A 19,364-nucleotide genomic window follows, 5' to 3' on the forward strand; every position below is an offset into this window, starting at 1 on the left:
CAGGGAGAGCCACCGGGTGGCCGACACAGTACATATTCCATTCCGCGAAGTGCCTTACCTTCCGCTGAAGTTGAAGGTGGACCGCCGCGATGATGGCACGATCTATCTCGACAATGGCAACCCGCTGAAGACCTGCCCGCCGCATATGCTGGCGCCGCTGGTGAAATGGGCTACTCAGAGACCTGATACTGTCTGGCTGGCCGAACGGCCGAAGGACGGCAGCGATGGCTGGCGGGAAGTGACCTATGCGCAAGGCCTCGCCACGGTGAAGCGTCTCGCGCAGGGCTTCCTCGATGCAGGTGGCGGCCCGGATTCGCCGCTGATGATCCTGTCGGCTAACGCCGTGGACAATGCGCTGATCAAATACGCCGCCATGTGGGCAGGCAGCCCGGTCGTGCCGGTGACGCCTGCGTACGCCCTCCTGTCGGAAGACCTTGGCCGTCTCAAATACATCGATCACCTGGTCGAGCCGAAATTTATCTATGTCGAAGACGGCGCCGCCTACCAGCGCGGGCTGGACGGTATGGGCATGGACGGCCGGCTCGTGATCCATGGCGGGGAGGCGCCGGAAGGCTGCGACGCTGTCCGAATCGAACAGTTTGGCCGCGCGCCCGGCCCGGAGACCGACGCCGCCTATGACAGGCTGACACCGGACTCGGTCGCCAGCTTCATGATGACCTCGGGATCAACCGGTGAGCCGAAAGCGGTCATCAATCTGCACTCCATGGTCGCTTGTAATGCCCGTATGATCCGGTCTGTCTGGGACGAGGCGCGCCTCGACGAGATCACCGGCGGGCCTCAGGTCATGTGCAACTTCCTGCCGTGGAGCCACACCTATGGTGCCCACTCCATCCTCCACAACATGCTGGACTGGGGCGGTACGCTCTATATCGACGAAGGTGCCCCGACGCCAGCGCGTCTGCCGGCCATGATCCGTAACCTGAAGGATGTTCCGACCACACAGCACACCACCGTCCCGGCCGCTTGGGCCGCGCTGGCGACGGAACTGGAACGGGATCAGGAACTGGCGGATGTCTTCTTCTCCCGCATCGTCTGCATGGCTTACGGCGGCGCTTCGATGGGGCAGGACATCTATGAACGCATTCAGGCGGTCGCCGTGCGCACGACGGGTGAGCGTATCTCGCTTTCAGCCGGCTATGGCGCGACCGAAACTGCGCCCACGGCCTCCAATGTCCACTGGCCGAATGACCGGATGGGCCTGATCGGCCTGCCGCTGCCGGGCAATACGTTCAAGATGGTGCCGAATGGCGAAAAGATGGAACTGCGCGTCAAGGGTGTGAACATCACGCCCGGCTATTATCGCAATCCGGAAAAGACGGCGGAAGCCTTCGACGAGGAAGGCTATTACAAGCTCGGCGACGCGGTGAAATTCGTCGATCCGGGCAATCCCGAACGCGGCCTCGCCTTCGACGGGCGCACGGCGGAGGAGTTCAAACTCTCCAACGGCACGTGGGTCTCGGCGGGTACGGTGCGCGTGCACGCTGTGGCCGCGACCGGTGGGGCGCTTTCTGATGCCGTTGTGTGTGGCCTGAACGAGGCGGACATCACGTTGCTCGGCTTCCTGAACGAAGCCTGGTGCCAGCGTCTTGTGGGCGAGCCCCTGCCGCTGGAAGAGCTGGCACGTCATCCGAAGGTGATCGAGCATGTGAAACTCGGCCTGCAGGACCACAACCGGCATCATCCGAACCCGGCGGCGCGCATTGCACGCGTCCTGTTGCAGCCGATCCCGCCGCGCGCCGATGCCGGTGAGATCACGGAAAAGGGCTATATCAACCAGTCCCGCACGCAGGACCTGCGCAAGGCCGATGTCGAAAAGCTTTATGCCGCAGCGCCCGGGCCGGACATCATCGATCTCAGGCGTTGATCCGTGGCGCCGACAGGCTAAACACGGGCAGACAAGACGACAGGAAGGAAACACCATGCCCGATACACAGGTTCAAACGATGACCGGGGCCGAAGCGCTCGTTTCCACACTGGCGGACCACGGCGTCACTGCCTGTTTCGCCAATCCCGGCACGTCGGAGATGCATCTTGTTACCGCGCTCGACCATGAGCCGCGGATCAAGTCTGTCCTTTGCCTGTTCGAGGGCGTCGCGACCGGCGCAGCGGACGGTCACGCCCGTGTCACCGGCAATCCGGCCATGACGCTGCTGCACTTGGGTGCCGGCTACATGAATGGCGGGGCGAACATCCACAATGCAAAACGCGCCTGGACGCCGATGATCAACGTCATCGGCGATCATGCCGTCCCGCACCTGCGCTATGACGCGCCGCTCACCTCCAACATCATGGGCCTCGCCGGGCCCAATTCGAACTGGATCAAATCTGCCGACAAGGTGGCCGATGCGGGGGAACTCGCCGCGGAGGCGTGGGAAGCGAGTTTCGGGCCGGTGCCGGGCCCGGTCAGCCTGCTGCTACCAGCCGATACAGCCTGGAACGAAGGCGGCAAGCCGGGCAAGACGCGCGCGCGCCCGTCTCTGCGCAAGCCGGATGCGGCCCGCATTGAAGACGCTGCCCGGAAACTGAAAGACGCAAGGAAGCCCGTGATCCTGATCAATGGCACGGCGCTGACGAAGGAAGGTCTGGCCCAGGGCGCCCGTCTGAAAGCGGCAGGCCTGCGTGTGATCTCCGACACTTTCTTCCCGCGTCAGGCGCGCGGCGCTGGCACCTTCATCCCTGACCGGATGCAGTATTTCGCTGAAGCAGCGATTGCCGACCTTGAAGACGCAGACCTGATGCTTGTTGCCGGGACGCAGGTACCGGTCGCCTTCTTCTCTTATCCAGGTAAACCCTCGGTGCTCGTTCCGGAAGGCTGCGAGCCTTACATCATCGGCGGTCCGGAAACCGACAGTGCCGCGATCCTTGGCGCGCTGGCAGATGCCATCGGCGCGAAGGAATCTGCTGAGTTCGCTGAACTCGACATTCCCGGCCAGCCGACAGGTGACCTGAATGCCATGACGGTCGGCATGGCGCTCGCGCGGCATATGCCGGAAGGCACATTCGTTTCCGATGATGGCGTGTCGAACGGCCTGCCTTGTTTCCTGATGACCCAGAAGGCGCAGCCGCACGACTGGATGATGCTGACCGGCGGCGCCATCGGGCAGGGCATGCCGCTCGCGCTCGGCGCTGCGGTTGCCGCGCCGGACCGGAAAGTGCTTTGCATCTCAGGCGATGGTGCTGGCATGTACACGAACCAGGCGCTGTGGAGCATGGCGCGGGAAGAGGCAAATGTGGTCAACGTCGTCTTCGTCAACCATTCCTACCGTATCCTGAATATCGAACTCGCCCGCACCGGCGCAGGCAATCCCGGTCCGACGGCCAAGTCCATGCTGGAACTTGGTGAGCCGGAAATCGACTGGGTCAAACTGGCCGAGGCGCAGGGCGTCGAAGCGCAGGATGCCTTCACGGCAGAAGAGTTCGACACAGCCCTCGAACGTGCCTTCGCCGCCGACGGTCCGCAGCTGATCGCAGCGCACGTTCCGGCGAGGTAAGGCCGCTTATTCCTTCCCGCGTTCCAGGTCTTCCTGGATCCTGATTTCTTCCGGCTTGCCTGAGAGGCGAGAGCGGTAGACCTGCGTGTTCTCCAGGATGCGCTGGACATAGTTTCGCGTTTCGCTGAACGGGATGAACTCCACCCAATCTATCGGGTCCACTTGTCCCGTGCGCGGATCGCCATAGTCCGAGATCCATCTCGACGGGCGGGTCGGGCCGGCATTGTAGGCCGCTGCCGTCATGATGTAGCTGCCATTGAACCGGTTCAGTAGGTAATCGAGATGCTGGCCGCCCAGCGTCATGTTGTAGCCGGGGTCATCGGTGAGCCATGATTTGCGATAGGGCAGGCCGCTCATCCGCGCCTCGCGCGAGGCGGTGGATGGCATGAACTGCATCAGGCCCCGCGCACCGACATAGGAGATCGCGTTCGGGTTCATCTCGCTTTCCTGCCGCGACAGGGCGAGCATCAGCGATCGTTCGACCTGTGGCTCCTTCAGCAGCGGATAGGAAACAACCGGGTAGGCGGCATCTGTTGCGACGATGCCCTTGGCGAGACCCGCCTTGGCCCCGCGAACGCCGATGTCTGGCACATGGTATTCGCTGGCGAGGTTCGAGAGCTGAATGTAGTCCGCTTCGGTCTCCAGCAGGTCATCCAGATGGTAGGCAAAGGTGCGGAACAGCTGCGTCTCGCCCGCTTCCCCCAGCAGGCGCAGAGCCTTCACCATCGGGCGGGCTTCGAACGCCGCGACCTCATCGTCAGTCGGCTTGGCAGCAGGCTCGAAAAAGATCTGCCGGTCGCCGACGCGTTCGGCGGCGAGCTGGCCATAGTAAGTGAATTTATGTGCCGCGGCGTCGAGATAGGCCAGTTGCGCCCGGGCCGTTTCGCCGAGGGCATCTTCTGCCCGGCCCGTCCAGTACTGACCGCGAGACAGGCTAATGGGCGTCGATACACCTTCCGACATCGTCTCGAAATGTTGCAGCGCGCGTTCCGGCTCGCCCTTCAGGCGCAGGGCAATCCAGCCGGACACCCATTCGGCTTCCGCAAAGTCGCTACCTGATGTCATGCCGTGCGGCGATGCCAGCTGGTAGGCGCGGTTCCAGTTGCGATCCTTGAGATCGGTACGCAGCGCGATGGAACGCTCTTTCCAGAGTTTCGAACGGCCGGCGGCAGGAACATCCTTGCCGTCGATCTGGGTGAGCAGCGGAATGGCGCCTTCCTGGTTGCCATGGGTTCGGCGCCAGCGGGCCCGGTCATACAGCAGGCCGGGATTGTCCTTCAGGCTGTCCGGCACGGCGTTGACCAGCGCATCGACGTTGCGCCCACGGCTCGCCAGCGCGATGCGGGCGTCGACCAGTTTGCGATAGTCGGAGCTGAGCAGGGATTTCAGGTTCGAGGCTGCGGTCCGCTGGTTGGTCCAGAGCAGGAATTCAACGCGGGCCTGATGATCGGCCTGGGTCAACTGGCCACCGAAGCGGGCCAGCACCTGGCGCTCCAGCGCGCGGTCCATGGAATTGTTGTGCCAGGCGTCGCGGACAGCCTCGACGGCTTCGTCCATCATGCCGACTTCGCGCAGGGCATTGGCCAGCGCCACTTTGCCTTCGCCGGTACGAGGGCCGGATTTCTTCAGCCAGTCGATCCGTTCTGCCGCCGACAGGGTTGATAGCTCGATGATTTCTTCGGCCCGGGCGCGCATATTTCCGGCCTTAGGCCAGTCATGCAGGCGGGTCAGGGCATCGTTGACCTCGTTGAAGCCCATGCCCGGAACACCCTCGCTGGCGCGTTTCCACATGATCAGGTCGCGCACGGCAGGATCGGTGGCCTGTGCCTGATAACGGGCGACTTCGTTCCACTGATACCGGCCCGCCGCGTCCAGCGCCTTGTGGAGGATCTCAGCGTTCCGCGAGTCGGTTGCCGTCGAGATGTAGGGACGATCAGGTTTCAGGCTGGGCGACTCCGGCAAACCGGCAGCTGCAGCACCGGAAACGGTTACGGCGGCAAACAGAGAAAGCGCGAAGGGTCGGATCATGTGAGTTGTCACCGGGTGTTTATTTATTGGCCAAAGCGTGGGAAGGCAGAGGCGATTCATATATGGATCATTCCAAACAACACCTGAATCGCGGCAAGAATACGATGTTTCATGGCTCAATCCCAGCGCTGGTCACTCCATTCAAGAACGGGGCCGTGGACAAGAAGGCGTTTGCTGAACTGGTGGAGCGCCAGATTGCCGGGGGCTCGGCGGGGCTGGTGCCTGTCGGCACGACCGGTGAAACCTCGACGCTCAGCACGGAAGAGCACAAGGCCGTCGTCTCGCTTTGTGTAGAGGTTGCTGCAGGCCGCGTGCCCGTGATTGCGGGGGCAGGCTCCAACTCCACCGACGAAGCGATCGACTTTGTCGGCCACGCCAAGGCCGCCGGGGCGGACGCGGCGCTGGTTGTGTGCCCGTACTACAATAACCCAAATCAGGATGGACTGTACGCCCACTTCAAGGCGATCAACGATGCCGTCGCCATGCCTGTGATCCTCTATAACGTGCCAGGCCGGACTATAGTGGACTTGCAGCCGTCTACAGTGGCCCGACTCGCGCGTTTGCCGAACGTGGTTGGCATCAAGGATGCGACCGGTGACATGGAGCGCGTCTCGCAGCATGCGGCCCAGATCGGCGAAGGGGAACAGTTCGTACAGCTTTCCGGCGACGACCCCTCTGCGCTCGGCCACCTGGCCATGGGTGGGGCGGGCTGCATCTCGGTGACCGCGAACGTCATGCCGGAGGCCTGTGCCGCCATGCACAAGGCGTTCAATGCCGGGGACTTCGAAACCGCCCAGACCATCGAACGCCGCCTCATCGCGCTGCACAAGTCGATGTTCTGTTCGCCTTCGCCGGGGCCGGCCAAATATGTGCTGCACCGCCTTGGCCTGTGTGAGCCGGACGTACGCCTGCCGCTGACCCCGCCGGACGCCGCCGCGCGCGAGCAGATCGATGCGGCCATGGCGCTTGCCGGGCTTCATGCCTAAATAGGGCCCATGTCTAAGAATACTCAAACCAAGGGCCGCTCCGACGGGATGATCGCGGAGAACCGCCGGTCCCGCCGCGACTATGAAGTGGAAGACACGCTCGAAGCCGGCATCGTGCTGACCGGCTCCGAGGTGAAATCCCTGCGCGAAGGCAAGGCCAACATTGCCGAGGCTTATGTCAGCCCCGAACAGGGCGAGCTGTGGCTGATCAATTGCGAGATCCAGACCTACAAGGGCGCCAACCGGTTCAACCACGAGCCGCGCCGCAAGCGGAAACTGCTCGTCTCGCGCCGGGAACTGTCGAAGCTTTCGCAGGAAGTTGAGCGGGCCGGGCGGACCATCGTGCCGCTGAAATTCTATTTCAACGACCGCGGCATCGCGAAACTGCTGATCGGTACCGCAACCGGCCGCAAGAATTACGACAAACGGAACGTCGAAGCGAAACGCGACTGGGCAAGGCAGAAAGCGCGGATCCTGAAAGAGGGGTAACGGCCTAGCCGATCGCCTCGCGCGCCATTGCGAACACATCCTCGAACATTTCCGCCGTCAGCCGTCCGGTGTTCGTGTTGTAGCGGGAGCAGTGATAGCTGGAGACCAGCAAATAGCCCCGTCCGCCGACAGTCACTTCATACCTTGTTCCGTGTCCAAACGGATGGTCCTTGAGCTTCAGACCGAGCGCGCGCACCGTCGAGTCGTGCGAAATCTTCCCGAGGCAGAGCATGACTTTCAGCTTCGGCAGCGCCTCAATCCGGGAAAGCAGGAAAGGCCGGCAGGCATTGATTTCCGCCCCCACGGGCTTGTTTTCCGGCGGCACGCAGCGCACCGCGTTTGTGATCATCGCGCCGGTGAGGGCGAGACCGTCTTCCGGATCAGCAGCATAGGTGCCTTTGGAGAAGCCGAATTTGTCGATGGTCGCGTAGAGCAGGTCGCCTGCCCAATCGCCCGTGAATGGCCGCCCCGTCCGATTCGCCCCGGTCACTCCCGGCGCGAGACCGATGACCAGCAACTCCGCCTTTTCGTCGCCGAAGCTCGGCACGGCGCCATTGAACCAGTCCGGCTCCTTCACGGCGACAGCTTCACGGTACTCCACAAGGCGCGGGCACAGCGCACAATCCTTCGGGGCTTCGGGCGGGTAGGGCGTCTGTTTCATCCAGCCTATCTGGCCTGATTCGCGCACCCGCCCACTTGCCCCGACTCACGGGGCCCGCCACAACAAGAGCCATGTCTCCCACTCCCACTCTCGACGATGCCCGTGACCTGCTGAAACGGGTTTATGGCTATGAGGCGTTCCGGGGCCTGCAGGAGGATGTGATCTCCGATGCGCTGGCCGGGCGCGACGCGCTGGCCGTGCTGCCGACCGGCGGCGGCAAGTCGCTCTGCTACCAGATCCCGGCGTTGCTGCGCCCTGGCGTCGGCCTTGTCGTCTCGCCGCTGATCGCGCTGATGGCCGATCAGGTAGACGCGCTGAAACAGGCGGGCGTGCGGGCCGAGCGGCTCGACAGCTCGATGGACTTCACCGCACGCGCCGATGCGCTGGATGCGGCCCAGCGCGGCGAGATGGACCTGCTCTATGTTTCGCCCGAAGCGCTCGGCACCGGCCTCGCCGACCGGCTGGCGAAGATGGACATCTCCATCATTGCGGTGGATGAGACGCATTGCGTCAGCCAGTGGGGGCATGACTTTCGGCCGGACTATCGAGCCCTTGGCCGGCTGAAGGATTTGTTCCCCGGCGTGCCGCGCCTTGCGGTTACCGCGACGGCCGATGCGCGGACGCGGGATGACATCCTTGCCCAGCTGAACCTGACGAAACCCTCCGTCCACGTTGCAAGTTTTGATCGGCCGAATCTTGCCCTTGCCGCGGAGCCTAAAGAAGGCAATCGCACGCAGCGGGTGGTTTCGCTGGTGAAGGCGCGGCCGGGCCTCTCCGGCATCGTCTACTGCGCCACGCGCAATGCCACCGAAGATCTGGCCGAGGCGCTGGAGAAAGCGGGCATTCCGGCGCTCGCCTATCATGCCGGGCTTGAGGCGAATGTGCGGGCCGAGCGCCAGCGGCGGTTCCTGCTGGAAGACGGCCTCACCATGTGTGCCACGGTCGCGTTCGGCATGGGTGTCGACAAGCCGGATGTGCGTTTTGTGATCCATGCCGATCCACCGAAGACGATGGAAGCCTATTGGCAGGAAGTTGGCCGGGCAGGGCGCGATGGCGAGCCTGCGGAGGGTATTGCCCTCTACGGCCCGGCGGACATGCGCCGGTCGCTCAGCTGGACCTATGACGGCGACGCGCCGGACGAGGTGAAGCGGGTGCAGATTACCAAGACACGCCAGCTGTTCGCTTTCTTCGATGGCGATGAATGCCGCCGCCTGGCCGTGCGCCGCTATTTCGGGGAGGAGACGTCCGAAACGTGCGGGACGTGTGACATCTGCCGGGGCGAGGGCGGGGAAAGTCATGACGCGACCCGCTGGGCGCAGATGGCCGTGTCCGCCGTGCTGCGCTGCGGCCAACGCGTGGGGCGCGGGCGCCTGATCCAGCACCTGCTGGGGCAGGCGAAGGATGCCCTCGATGAGGAGCTCTCGGCGCAGTCCACCTTCGGTATCGGGGCGGAGCTGCCGAAGCAGGGCTGGAACCGGATATTCGATGCGCTGCTCTATGATGGCATGTTGGCCGAAGGCGGCGATGCGATGCGCCCCATCGTCATGGTGCCGGATGGCGACGCGGCCCGGGCCTTGTTCAAGGGTGAGCGGACGCTGTTCCTGCGGGCCGATCCTGTTGCCGCACGCCGCCGCAAGACGGGCCGGGTGGCTCGTGCTGGGGTGCAGGATAACCTTTCAGAGCGCGATCAGGTCCTGTTCGATGCCCTGCGCCTCTGGCGCACTGAAACAGCCAAGGCGCGCGGCGTGCCGCCCTACGTCATTTTCCACGACCGTACCCTCGCCGAAATCGCCCGCGAGCGCCCCGCGGACGCTGGAGCGCTGCGCGACATAAGCGGCGTCGGCGAGAAAAAAGCCCAGCGCTACGCCGAGGATGTCGCGAGAATCGTCGCGGAAGCGGCCTAGTCGAGTTGGGCTTCCTTTGCCGGGGCGACGCAGAGCGTCAGGCCGCCAAGTCGCAGGATCAGCGCATAAAGGAAATAGCCCGCGCCGACATATTCCATGCATTCCTGCGCGGTGGTCAGCGTCGCTTGGCGGAGCGAAATATCGGCCAGTTTCTCACCGCCGGCCAGTAATTCGGGATCTGCCGCGCTGAAATTGGTGCTTTCAAGGATCTCGATGCCCAGTGCTCCCGAAACGAAGATTGAGCCCGCAACAACAAAGCGGATCTGCGAGGACCGTTCGATTTTCAGGAACCATGGCAGCAGCACAGCCGCTGCGATGACAAGCGCAACACTGTAAGGGATCATCCAGGCATATTCTGGCACCCATTCGGCCTGCAGCAGCTGTGAGGTCGGGCCACTGGTCATTTCGTGCAGGCCGATATTCTCGTCGAAACCGAGGAAGACGAAAATAGCGCAGAGGATCCACCAGCCTGGTACTTGTTCCAGGCTGCCAGGACGGAAATGAGCATTCACGGCCAATAAGGCACCGCAAGCCAACAGCTCAATCGTGGCGACAAGTGTGGGGAAGTTCATCTCTTTGTTCACATTGAACTTTTCCGCCAGGCCCCAAAGATAGTCCCGTCCAAAGCCGAAATTCATGACCAGCACGAACACGTGTGCCGATAGCAGCACGCCGCCTATCAGGAACAGGCCGCGCCCAACATGGCGTGGGCTGATGTGCAGCTCGGTTGCTGCATGTGCCGCGGATTGCGGAGAGAAATAACGGGTCTGCGAAGTCGTGGCTGAAAGTGTGGTCATGAAATAAGTTCGGTTCCAGTGTCCAAGTCTGTGGGCCAAAGCAAAAAAAGTGCCTGATTTGATACGATAGTCGGTCTTATTTCTGGACATCGGTTCCAGCTGCACACCCTTGGCATGCTTTGCAATTCTTCCCCAAGGTTCCCGCATCCCCGCCCTTGACCCGGGCCGCGTGGCACCGCACCTATGACTTCGTAAGAATCCCCGCGAACCGGAGACATCATGGACTATTCTGCCCGCGAGCCGCGCCTCGACGACGAGAATGACGAGAAAAAGGCTTCCGAGCCGAATGCTTTCCTTGAGGAAGCTCTGTTCAAGGCCCGCACGATCTTGCTGACCGGCGGAATCGACTTCCTGCAGGCCCGCCGCGTGTGCGAGCGTTTGCTGGCGCTGTCGTCCGAGAATGACAAGCCGATCCTGCTGGTCCTGTCCTCGCCGGGCGGCCATGTCGAATCCGGCGACATGATCCACGACATGATCAAATTCGTGCCGGCGCCGGTGAAAATCCTGGGCACCGGCTGGTGCGCCTCGGCTGGCGCGCTGATCTATGCCGCGGCGAAGAAGGAAAACCGGTACGCCCTGCCGAACACCCGCTTCCTGCTTCATGAACCGCGCGGCGGCGTCGGCGGCCAGGCAACGGACGTGGAAATCCAGGCCCGCGAAATCATCAAGATGCGCGAGCGCCTGAACCGCATTTTCGCTGAAGCCACTGGCAAGTCCTACGAGAAGATCAAGGAAGACACCGACCGCGACTTCTGGATGAGCGCCAAGGAAGCCGTCGAATATGGTCTCGTCCACAAGATCGTGAGCCATCACAGCGAGATTGTCTGAGCCTGTCAGAGCAGGGGCGGTTAACGCGCTGGTAACCAAAAGTTAGCGGCCTCTCAACAATTCCGGGCGATTGTTTCTCTTCTGTTTGACTGAAGAGAGACGGCCCGGATGCTCGCGCGCGTCGAAGACATTTCTTTGCCGATCCCGCCGGTTGCTGCGGATACCAATTGTGCCGCGGCGCTGAGCCTCTTCCTGTCCGATACGTCCCTGTTTGCCCTGCCGCTGCGGGACGAAGATAGCGCCTATTCCCTCGTGACGCGCGGTGCTGTGACTGAAGCCATGGTCGGCCCTGAAGGGCGCATGGTCTGGGCGTCCCAGCCGGTGTCGATGCTGGCAACCGGGTCTCCGTTCATCGTCGAAGCAAATACGCCCGCTGGTCTCGCTGCCGGGACGGCGGCCACGAAAAATCCGGCCGCCCTTTGCGAGGGCCTGATCGTCATGCGGGAAGGCGTCTATCTCGGCCTTGTCAGCCCGGCGGCCCTGAGCGCGACAATCGCGAAGGAAAATGCCATGCGTGCCCGTACGCTGGGCCAAGCGGCCCGGCGGATGGAGGCCGCCAGGGCGAAACTGAATTCCGCTGCTCGTGAGAAGGCCGATTTCCTCGCTTTCCTGGGGCATGAAATCCGCACGCCGCTGACCGGCATTCTGGGCGTCGCAGACCTGCTGCAGGACAGTGTGTCCGGCGGTGAGCCGAAGCGTCTGGCGCGGACCATCTCCGAAAGCGGCCACCACCTTGAGCGCCTGCTGAACGATCTGCTGGACCTGTCGCGTCTCGAAGCCGGCAAGATGCCATTGCGCGCCGCGCCTTTCGATCTGGATGAGTTTGCCTCCGAGGCCCGCGATGTCTGGCAGCCGCGCACCGAAGGCAAGCGGGTCGCCCTGCGCATCCATGTCGAAGACGGGACGCCGAGGATCGAGGCCGACGCCCTGCGCCTGCGCCAGATCCTGTTCAACCTGCTCAGCAATGCGCTGAAATTTACAGAGCACGGCCATGTCGATGTATCGCTCGCGACATGGCGCGATGAGTCTTCGCTCCGTTTACGGATGAGCGTGTCGGATACCGGCTGCGGTATCTCGGACGAAGACAAGGCGCGCCTGTTTGAGGCCTTCGAACAGGCGAGCGCCACAACCGTGCATACGCATGGCGGATCCGGGCTTGGCCTCGCGATCGCGAAATCTCTGGCGAAAGCCATGGGCGGCGAGATCACGCTGGCCGACAATCCTGACGGTGGCAGCGTGTTCATGGTGGACATCCCAGTCCGCAAAGCCGGACCTCGCCTCGTTGCCAGCCCCGCGCCGGAGAAAACAATCCGGCCTCAGATGGGTAAATTCGATCTTGGCCGGATCCTGGTGATCGAGGATCACGCGGCCAGCGCTCTTGTGATCACCGAAGCGCTGCGCGCAGCCGGTTGGGAAGTTGATCATGCTCCCAATGCTTCGGCGGCCCGGGAATATGTGTTCGATGTCGGATATCAGGCGATCCTGACCGACATTCACCTGCCGGATGAAAGCGGGGACATGATCCTGCGTACCTTGCGCATGACACCGGGGCCGAACTCGGAAATCCCGGTATTGGCCGTGACGGCGGACCTGACCGATGCCCGCCGTATGGCTTGCAAGGCAGCCGGCTTCATCGCCATGATCGAAAAGCCGATCCGTCCCCGTGCGCTTGTCGCAACGCTGGCTGACATCCTGATGATGGGCGATAGCCCCGATGCCTGGGCAAGGGTCGGCTAAGCAGCGCGTTCCCCCTATGTGTTTCTCGCTTCACGGTGTGGTTTTTTGATCACACCAGTTCATTTGCGATCGATCTGACGCGACGAAAAAACTAGCCATCTTACGCCGCATGCGCTGCAGTTTGCGTTTTGGACTGTGGGGATTCTGATGTCAGAAAAAAAAGGCTCACATACTGCGCTCATCGTGACCGGTATTAGTGTTATCAGCGGAATGGTCGGTATTTATGTCTTCCTGAATGACGAGATTCGGGGACGCCTTTTTCCCGACCAGCAGGTAGCGACAAGAAGCGATATCAAAGAACAGTTCCAGCTGAGTGAGGAGCGGATTGCGACGGTTGTGGCCGCTTCGGTTGCTGATGCGATCGGCAAGGCGCAGGCCCGCGGCGACGAAGTCTCTCAGGACGAGCAGGTGCAGTATGAAGCTGCGCTTACCAAACTGCTGACATCAGACGACCCGGCACTGAATGACGCGAAATTCCTCGCGGTTTCCGGAGACGCGGAAGCAGCTGCAGACAACATCGTCACCAGCGCCGGCGCGCCGGCTGAGGCGAGCGATACAGTGCCGGCGAAAACCCGGGCAGAACTGCTGCGCAGCGCCGGTGACATTCTCGCCCCGTCCGACGCAACCAAGGCGCTGGCCGCCTATGAGAAGGCGCTGGAGCTCGATCCCGACAATCAGGTGCTGCAGACCCGCATCCAGAAACTGAAAGCCGCCACCGCCGCGAAGAATGAGGTAAAAGCCATCCCGCGAGCGAGCTTCGAATTTGGCGGCTTGCAGTTCGAATTTCAGGGCTGTGACCAGCCCGAAACACCGCGCTGCGTCTTTTCGGTGATGAACCCGACACCGGATCCGGTCTACCTCAGGCTTGGTGAGCAGTGGGGGGTCGATGAGTTCGGTCGCTGGACGGAAGGAAATCGGAAAAAGATCGAAGCCAATTCGAACGATAATTGGACCGTTCCATCTCTGGAAACGACGCAGATCGAAATCACATTTCGTCGCGCGGCGAATATTTACCAGCTGCTTCGCTTCCGCTTCTCGGTTGGCGGTGTCGATTACAAGAAGGAGTTTCGCGACATTGCGGTTCGTGGTGGCAAGCAGGTCGAGATCAAGACCATGCGCCCGGTCGATCCTGCTCACCCGGAATACGCATATGAGGTCAACGGCCTGCAAGTACATTTCCTGGGATGCTCCAATCCCGACGCCCCCATTTGCCGGTTCGACATGATGAATACCGGAACCGACAATGTGAATGTGAATGTGAGCGACGGCATCATTGCCTATAATAGTCAGGGTGTCAGGGTCACTGCCGCAAAATCCTTGCTGAGCTTGGAAGGCAAGAATGAATCCAACGCCCCACAAGGAGTTGCGTTCACTTGGGAGGTTTCCTTCAATCGCGAAGCCGAAATGTTCCAGTCCTTCTGGCCACAATTGCGGCTGGACTATGATTCCTATGAGCGGGAATTCCGAAATGTCATGATCGGGGATTCGCCCCCGACAGTGAGAACGCCGCGTTATGATCAGGTTGCTTCGCCAGACGACATTTTTGATGTTGGTCCGCTCAAATTTGTCTTTCTTGGCTGTCGTAATCCCGTCAATCCGACCTGTACATTCGACATCGAAAATCCGTCTGATGAGGGCGTCCGGCTTAATATTGATCGACCCAAAGCAACTTTGGCTGATGGAAGCAGCGTCAATGCAAACTCCAGCGTTCTGGAAATGAGGCCGTCCGGGGACGTCTATTTTCCGGCAGGTCTGACGACGACCTATGAAATCGCATTCCGTCAGGAAATGGCTCACATGGATGCGTTGAAACTGAACATGTCGATTGACTATAAGGGGTATTATCCGGAGCTGACGGATATCACTGTCGAGGAGTAGCGGCGAAGGCATCCGGCCAGGCACGTTTACCCTGCGAGTTTAGGCCGATCACCCATGCCTGAGACTGCCCCTACGCCTCCCCGCACCGCGCTCGTTCGCGGATTGGCGCTGAAATGTCCTGCTTGTGGGAAAGGGGCACTCTACCGGGCGTACCTGAAGCCAGTGGACGTGTGCGCCTGTTGTGGCGCACCGCTCGGACAGGTTCCATCCGAGGATGGGCCGGCCTGGCTGACCGTGCTGATGCTGGCGCCATTCCTCGTGACGGTCACATTCTTTGTGTCGATGTCAGACCTGCCGCTATGGATCACCCTCCCGGGCGCGGCAATCACGGTCACCGGAGCCGTCATGCTGGCCCTGCCGCGTGTGAAGGCCGGTTGGATCGCGGTGCTTTGGTCGATGGGGAAAATCGGCTCAAGTCAGGAATAGCGTCAACATGGCCGGAATGCCCGGTTGGCCCATAACTGTGCGGACGTGCTTGTCAGCTTGCGGGATGCCAGCCAGCAGGTTGAGCCATTTGCAGCAGCGCTTCGAAATTCACGACGGCTTCAACTCCGTCTGCCAGACTGTCGAGTGCGTGTTCAACGATGGCGCTGTAACCGGCGCCGCCGAGATCGGCAGTACTGCCAGCACGAGCGAGCCAGGCCTGCCGAAAGGCATCGTTCGTAAACGCGCCATGCAGGTAAGTACCCTCAACAAGGCCATTCGCGCTGCGGGCGCCGTCCGGCATGCCGTCAAGCCGGAACATTGGACGAGCGGTGTCCGTGCCGGTGGTCTGTCCCGTGTGGATTTCATAACCCGAGATGCCTGCGCCATTTATCGCGCACTCTCCGGTGGCCGGTTTGACCTTCTTTCGTGAGGCCATGAGCGTGTCGACTTCCAGCAGGCCTAATCCCTGAGCCTCACCGTGTTCACCGTCGGCTCCGTCAGGGTCCATGATCTGTCGACCGAGCATCTGGTAGCCACCGCAGATGCCGAGCACGCGCCCACCTGATCGGGCGTGCGCGACAATATCATGGTCCCAACCTTGCTGGCGGAGGAAGGCGAGATCACCCAGCGTGGATTTGGTGCCGAACAGAATGACTACATCTGTATCGCGTGGAATGTGCCGGCCCGGAGGGATCCAGCAAAAGTCCACATTCGGTTCCTGTTTCAACGGATCAGCATCGTCGAAATTCGCCATGCGCGACAGCATCGGCGCGGCGATCTTCAATGCGCCGCCGGAGGGGCGTGCAGGCCGGGAGAGCACCACGGCATCCTCGGCCGGCAGTGCGGCAGTTGCTTGCAGCCAGGGTATGACGCCGTGGCACGGCCAGCCCGTGCGTTGTTCAATCGCTCTTACGCCATCATCGAATAGCGCTGGGTCCCCTCTGAATTTGTTGATCAGGAAACCCGTGATCATCGCAGCATCGTCCGGGTCGAGGACCGCTCTCGTGCCGACAAGGCTGGCGATGACACCGCCGCGGTCGATATCGCCGATCAGGCAGACGGGTACGCCGGCGCGGCGAGCAAAGCCCATATTGGCGATATCCCTGTCGCGGAGATTGATCTCTGAGGGGCTGCCGGCGCCCTCCACAATGACGAGGTCATGTGACGCCGTCAGCCGGTCGAAGCTTTCGAGCACCTTGCCCAGAAGCTCGCCGCGGCGCGCCATGTAGTGGGCAGCGTCCATCGACGAGACGGCTTCGCCGTGAACAACCAATTGTGCACGCCGGTCGGTCTCAGGCTTCAGGAGGACCGGATTGAAATCGGTGCACGGCTCCAGTCCGCAGGCCAAGGCCTGGAATGCTTGCGCGCGGCCAATCTCTCCACCGCCAGGGCAGGCGGCAGCATTGTTCGACATGTTCTGGGGTTTGAAGGGAGCGACGCTCAGCCCCCTGCGTTTGGCGATCCGGCAGAGCGCCGCGGTGAGAACGGATTTTCCGACGTCGGAGCCAGTTCCCTGCAGCATAAGGGTTTTCGCTGTCATAGAGTGCCTTCGATTTCGACTGTCCGGCCATCTATACGGGAGCGCACGCCATAGATTTCAGCAAGCCGTTCGGACGTCAGCGTTTCTTCCGGTGGGCCATCGGCGACGATCCGCGACTCCTTCATCCACACCATGCGCGTTGCGTAGCGCGCGGCCAAAGCGATGTCATGCAGAACGACCAGCGCGCCACCACCGTCGTCGACGAACTGGCGGACAATATCCATCGTGCTGAACTGATGACGCGGATCAAGCGCGGCGACGGGCTCATCGGCGACAAGCAGTGGTGCATTGGCGGCAAAGGCGCGGGCACAATGGACGCGGGCCAGTTCTCCACCTGATAGTGTATCGGTGTTTCGGTCGCCCAGGTCTGCAAGACCGCATTGCGCAATCGCCCTGTCGACGGCTTCTGCATCTGCGGGGCTGAGTTTTCCGGGCGCTGCGCCATACGCAAACCGGCCGAGGGCCACGACATCGCGCACCGTGTTCGGCCAGGCCAGCGGACGTTGCTGGGGCAGGTAGGCAACACGGCGGGCGCGCTGCATGGGGGAGAGCTTTTCGCTGTCTGTTCCATCAAGCGTAGCCAGACCCGCTGAACGCTTCTCCAGACCGAGCGCCGCCTTGAGCAGGCTGGTCTTGCCCGCGCCGTTCGGCCCGAGCAGGGCAACAAGTTCCCCGGGTACGAGCCGCAAATTCGCCTCGCGCACCAGTAAAATGGCATCCGCCTTGACGGAGAGGTCTTGCGTGAGGAGCTCAGCCATTGAGTACGCGCCTCTGTACTGCGATCCAGACAAAGGCAGGCGCGCCGATCAGCGCTGCGACCACACCGAGTTTGAGTTCGTTCGAAGTTGGCAGGATACGAATCGCAATGTCAGCGATCATCAGGATAAGGCCGGCCAGCAGGGCGGACGGTATCAGGGATCGTGCCGGGTCGTGCTTGACGAAAGGCCGGATGATGTGCGGCGCGACGATGCCAACAAAGCCGATGGCGCCTGCGAGCGCCACCGATCCACCGGTCGCCAGGCCTGCACCGAGTACGGTCAGAATGCGCTGGTTGCTCAGATTGAGCCCAACGCCTGTCGCAGCTTCTTCTCCCAGTGTTAGCGCCGAGAGGCCTCGCCGGGATGCCAGCAGAATGCCCGCCCCGGCAATTAGGAAGGGTGCAGCCAGTCCGATTTCCTCAAAACTTCGATTGGCAACCGAGCCGAGCATCCAGTTGATCATGTCAGACAAAGAGAATGGGTTAGGTGCGAGATTCATCAGCAGGCTCATCGCGGCACCTGAGAAGCTGGATAGACCAACACCAATCAGGATCAGCGTAACAATGGACCGGGTACGGATGGCTGCCAGCGCAATAAGCGCGGTGGCGGCGAGTGCGCCGGCAATTGCCGAGATGGGCAGCACCCACGGGGATAGCGCGGCCAGCCCGTAATAGAGCGAAAATGTTGCGAAGAGCGATGCTGATGCCGAGACGCCGAGGACGCCGGGCTCGGCAAGCGGGTTCCTGAGCAGGCCTTGCAAGGCCGCCCCGCTAATACCCAGCGCTGCGCCGGTGAAGAAGGCTGCCAGCGCACGCGGCAGACGGATCTGCCAGACAACCAGACGGTCACCGATATCTGCACCTCCAAAGAAGGCGGCGAGAACGCGGTCCGCCGGCAAGGGCGTCGATCCGAGCAGGCAGGCCGTAAAGATGGTGATGAGGCACGCGAGGAGCAGGCCGGGAACCAGGAGCCGCTGCGTCATGACTCACCCCCTTCCGCCAGCGCTTCGATGGCGTCGATCATGAACCACGCGCTGCAGGAGGTCCATGCGCCTTGCAGCTGCACGACAGGACGGCCTTCCATCTGCTGTTTGGCCACGGGATGCTTCATCGCGCTCCACGAATCCGGCGCAGGGCCAGGCCGGTCAAAAAAAGCGGCGGCGATGACGTCCGGCTGCGCATAGGCGAGCCGTTCAAGCGGAAGCGCGCGCCAGCCAGGTTCCTGTTCGAAATTCTTGAAGCCTGCGCTGACGAGCATTTCGTGGATCATCGATCCCGGTCCGCTCGTGACGCCGGCCGGGGTCATGTAGAGTGCGGTCTTGCCGTCCGAGTGCTTCTCTATGGCGGCCAGACGGGCGCGGAACTCTGACACAAGTTCGCGTCCGCGCTCCGACTGTCCGAGGCCATCGGCCATTTGCTGGATGATGCTCGGGATCGAGCCGGATTCCTCGCTGTCGATATGCGTTGTCCAGCCGACGGTCAGCACGGGGATACCTGTCCGCTCGAAGAAGGCTTCAGCGTTTGGCCCGCCACCATACGAGCGGACGATGAGGTCCGGTTTGAGGATGAGCACGTCTTCCGTCACGGGACGAACGGTCTGCAATCCAACGGCCGCTTCGTGCATGTAGGAATAGTCTCTCGCCGCTTCAGGAGAAAGTGCGAGAATCTGGTCGCGGTCCGCGAGCTTCAGGACATACTGATCGGCGCAGTAGTCGAGACTGACGATCCGCATGGGCCGTTGGGCATTCGACGCCTGCGTCTGGGTGGGGACGCCGCAGGCAGCCAGGCCGAATAACATTAGCAGGATCATCAGTCTCGACA

The 19,364-nt window shown here is 62.0% G+C and carries 16 protein-coding genes; 9 read left to right on the top strand and 7 right to left on the bottom strand.

Going from position 1 to position 19,364, the window contains the following annotated elements:
• Nucleotides 1–16: 16 nt before the first annotated feature.
• Both HY17_RS08930 and HY17_RS08935 read left to right on the top strand, forming a co-directional pair.
• Complete coding sequence (locus tag HY17_RS08930; protein WP_034765992.1) at nucleotides 17–1,885, top strand: feruloyl-CoA synthase; 1,869 nt, start codon at nucleotides 17–19, stop codon at nucleotides 1,883–1,885.
• A gap of 79 nt (nucleotides 1,886–1,964) precedes the next feature.
• Entirely contained in the window at nucleotides 1,965–3,512 is a 1,548-nt protein-coding gene (locus HY17_RS08935; protein WP_034766342.1) for an acetolactate synthase large subunit, read from the top strand.
• A 6-nt stretch (nucleotides 3,513–3,518) separates the two neighbouring features.
• Here the strand turns inward: HY17_RS08935 and HY17_RS08940 are convergent, their stop codons facing one another.
• Nucleotides 3,519–5,540 carry a lytic transglycosylase domain-containing protein gene (locus tag HY17_RS08940; protein WP_034765994.1) on the bottom strand — a complete coding sequence of 674 codons (2,022 nt, stop codon included), beginning with the start codon at nucleotides 5,538–5,540 and terminating at the stop codon, nucleotides 3,519–3,521.
• A gap of 104 nt (nucleotides 5,541–5,644) precedes the next feature.
• On the opposite strand from HY17_RS08940, the gene dapA reads away from it, so the two are divergent.
• On the top strand, nucleotides 5,645–6,526 hold the full coding sequence (dapA, locus tag HY17_RS08945) for a 4-hydroxy-tetrahydrodipicolinate synthase (RefSeq protein ID WP_034766343.1): 882 nt from the start codon (nucleotides 5,645–5,647) through the stop codon (nucleotides 6,524–6,526).
• Nucleotides 6,527–6,535: 9 nt separating this feature from the next.
• Nucleotides 6,536–7,015 carry an SsrA-binding protein SmpB gene (smpB, locus tag HY17_RS08950; protein WP_034765996.1) on the top strand — a complete coding sequence of 160 codons (480 nt, stop codon included), beginning with the start codon at nucleotides 6,536–6,538 and terminating at the stop codon, nucleotides 7,013–7,015.
• 4 nt (nucleotides 7,016–7,019) lie between these two features.
• Here the strand turns inward: smpB and HY17_RS08955 are convergent, their stop codons facing one another.
• Nucleotides 7,020–7,676, bottom strand: a complete 657-nt coding sequence (locus HY17_RS08955) for a uracil-DNA glycosylase (protein ID WP_034765998.1) — start codon at nucleotides 7,674–7,676, stop codon at nucleotides 7,020–7,022.
• A gap of 71 nt (nucleotides 7,677–7,747) precedes the next feature.
• Here HY17_RS08955 and recQ point away from each other — a divergent pair, with 71 nt between their 5' ends.
• The gene (gene recQ, locus HY17_RS08960) at nucleotides 7,748–9,580 is read left to right on the top strand and encodes a DNA helicase RecQ (RefSeq protein WP_034766000.1); all 1,833 of its coding nucleotides are present in this window, start codon (nucleotides 7,748–7,750) and stop codon (nucleotides 9,578–9,580) included.
• Here the strand turns inward: recQ and HY17_RS08965 are convergent.
• Nucleotides 9,577–10,377: a DUF1109 family protein gene (locus tag HY17_RS08965; RefSeq protein WP_139068768.1), complete on the bottom strand. Its 801-nt coding sequence runs from the start codon at nucleotides 10,375–10,377 to the stop codon at nucleotides 9,577–9,579. The genes recQ and HY17_RS08965 overlap by 4 nt on opposite strands.
• A gap of 219 nt (nucleotides 10,378–10,596) precedes the next feature.
• On the opposite strand from HY17_RS08965, the gene HY17_RS08970 reads away from it, so the two are divergent.
• From HY17_RS08970 to HY17_RS08985, 4 genes are all read left to right on the top strand, one after another.
• Nucleotides 10,597–11,205 (top strand): ATP-dependent Clp protease proteolytic subunit, encoded by a 609-nt coding sequence (locus tag HY17_RS08970; protein ID WP_034766004.1) that lies wholly within the window; start codon nucleotides 10,597–10,599, stop codon nucleotides 11,203–11,205.
• 108 nt (nucleotides 11,206–11,313) lie between these two features.
• Nucleotides 11,314–12,942 (top strand): ATP-binding protein, encoded by a 1,629-nt coding sequence (locus HY17_RS08975; RefSeq protein WP_034766006.1) that lies wholly within the window; start codon nucleotides 11,314–11,316, stop codon nucleotides 12,940–12,942.
• A 147-nt stretch (nucleotides 12,943–13,089) separates the two neighbouring features.
• On the top strand, nucleotides 13,090–14,820 hold the full coding sequence (locus HY17_RS08980) for a tetratricopeptide repeat protein (protein ID WP_034766008.1): 1,731 nt from the start codon (nucleotides 13,090–13,092) through the stop codon (nucleotides 14,818–14,820).
• Nucleotides 14,821–14,874: 54 nt separating this feature from the next.
• On the top strand, nucleotides 14,875–15,246 hold the full coding sequence (locus HY17_RS08985; RefSeq protein ID WP_034766011.1) for a DUF983 domain-containing protein: 372 nt from the start codon (nucleotides 14,875–14,877) through the stop codon (nucleotides 15,244–15,246).
• Between the two features lie 52 nt (nucleotides 15,247–15,298).
• Here the strand turns inward: HY17_RS08985 and HY17_RS08990 are convergent, their stop codons facing one another.
• Genes HY17_RS08990 through HY17_RS09005 form a run of 4 tightly spaced genes read right to left on the bottom strand, consistent with a single transcriptional unit; the run spans nucleotide 15,299 to nucleotide 19,341 of the window.
• Nucleotides 15,299–16,786: a cobyric acid synthase gene (locus HY17_RS08990; protein WP_034766021.1), complete on the bottom strand. Its 1,488-nt coding sequence runs from the start codon at nucleotides 16,784–16,786 to the stop codon at nucleotides 15,299–15,301.
• A complete protein-coding gene (locus HY17_RS08995) occupies nucleotides 16,783–17,544 on the bottom strand; it encodes an ABC transporter ATP-binding protein (RefSeq protein WP_034766023.1) in 762 nt (253 codons plus the stop codon). The genes HY17_RS08990 and HY17_RS08995 overlap by 4 nt, the downstream gene beginning before the upstream one ends.
• Nucleotides 17,537–18,526, bottom strand: a complete 990-nt coding sequence (locus HY17_RS09000) for an iron ABC transporter permease (protein WP_034766025.1) — start codon at nucleotides 18,524–18,526, stop codon at nucleotides 17,537–17,539. Before HY17_RS09000 ends, HY17_RS08995 begins: the two co-directional genes overlap by 8 nt.
• On the bottom strand, nucleotides 18,523–19,341 hold the full coding sequence (locus HY17_RS09005) for an ABC transporter substrate-binding protein (protein ID WP_233348729.1): 819 nt from the start codon (nucleotides 19,339–19,341) through the stop codon (nucleotides 18,523–18,525). Before HY17_RS09005 ends, HY17_RS09000 begins: the two co-directional genes overlap by 4 nt.
• Nucleotides 19,342–19,364: the final 23 nt, after the last annotated feature.

This window comes from Hyphomonas sp. CY54-11-8 (genome assembly GCF_000682735.1).
Classification (GTDB): domain Bacteria; phylum Pseudomonadota; class Alphaproteobacteria; order Caulobacterales; family Hyphomonadaceae; genus Hyphomonas.

Excerpts from the sequence above, each read along its gene's own strand:
- HY17_RS08940 (WP_034765994.1), bottom strand. The coding sequence starts at position 5,540 with ATGATCCGACCCTTCGCGCTTTCTCTGTTTGCCGCCGTAACCGTTTCC.
- HY17_RS08985 (WP_034766011.1), top strand. The coding sequence starts at position 14,875 with ATGCCTGAGACTGCCCCTACGCCTCCCCGCACCGCGCTCGTTCGCGGA.
- HY17_RS08975 (WP_034766006.1), top strand. The coding sequence starts at position 11,314 with ATGCTCGCGCGCGTCGAAGACATTTCTTTGCCGATCCCGCCGGTTGCT.
- HY17_RS08995 (WP_034766023.1), bottom strand. The coding sequence starts at position 17,544 with ATGGCTGAGCTCCTCACGCAAGACCTCTCCGTCAAGGCGGATGCCATT.
- dapA (WP_034766343.1), top strand. The coding sequence starts at position 5,645 with ATGTTTCATGGCTCAATCCCAGCGCTGGTCACTCCATTCAAGAACGGG.
- HY17_RS08965 (WP_139068768.1), bottom strand. The coding sequence starts at position 10,377 with ATGACCACACTTTCAGCCACGACTTCGCAGACCCGTTATTTCTCTCCG.
- smpB (WP_034765996.1), top strand. The coding sequence starts at position 6,536 with ATGTCTAAGAATACTCAAACCAAGGGCCGCTCCGACGGGATGATCGCG.
- HY17_RS09000 (WP_034766025.1), bottom strand. The coding sequence starts at position 18,526 with ATGACGCAGCGGCTCCTGGTTCCCGGCCTGCTCCTCGCGTGCCTCATC.
- recQ (WP_034766000.1), top strand. The coding sequence starts at position 7,748 with ATGTCTCCCACTCCCACTCTCGACGATGCCCGTGACCTGCTGAAACGG.
- HY17_RS08955 (WP_034765998.1), bottom strand. The coding sequence starts at position 7,676 with ATGAAACAGACGCCCTACCCGCCCGAAGCCCCGAAGGATTGTGCGCTG.
- HY17_RS09005 (WP_233348729.1), bottom strand. The coding sequence starts at position 19,341 with ATGTTATTCGGCCTGGCTGCCTGCGGCGTCCCCACCCAGACGCAGGCG.
- HY17_RS08970 (WP_034766004.1), top strand. The coding sequence starts at position 10,597 with ATGGACTATTCTGCCCGCGAGCCGCGCCTCGACGACGAGAATGACGAG.
- HY17_RS08980 (WP_034766008.1), top strand. The coding sequence starts at position 13,090 with ATGTCAGAAAAAAAAGGCTCACATACTGCGCTCATCGTGACCGGTATT.
- HY17_RS08990 (WP_034766021.1), bottom strand. The coding sequence starts at position 16,786 with ATGACAGCGAAAACCCTTATGCTGCAGGGAACTGGCTCCGACGTCGGA.
- HY17_RS08935 (WP_034766342.1), top strand. The coding sequence starts at position 1,965 with ATGACCGGGGCCGAAGCGCTCGTTTCCACACTGGCGGACCACGGCGTC.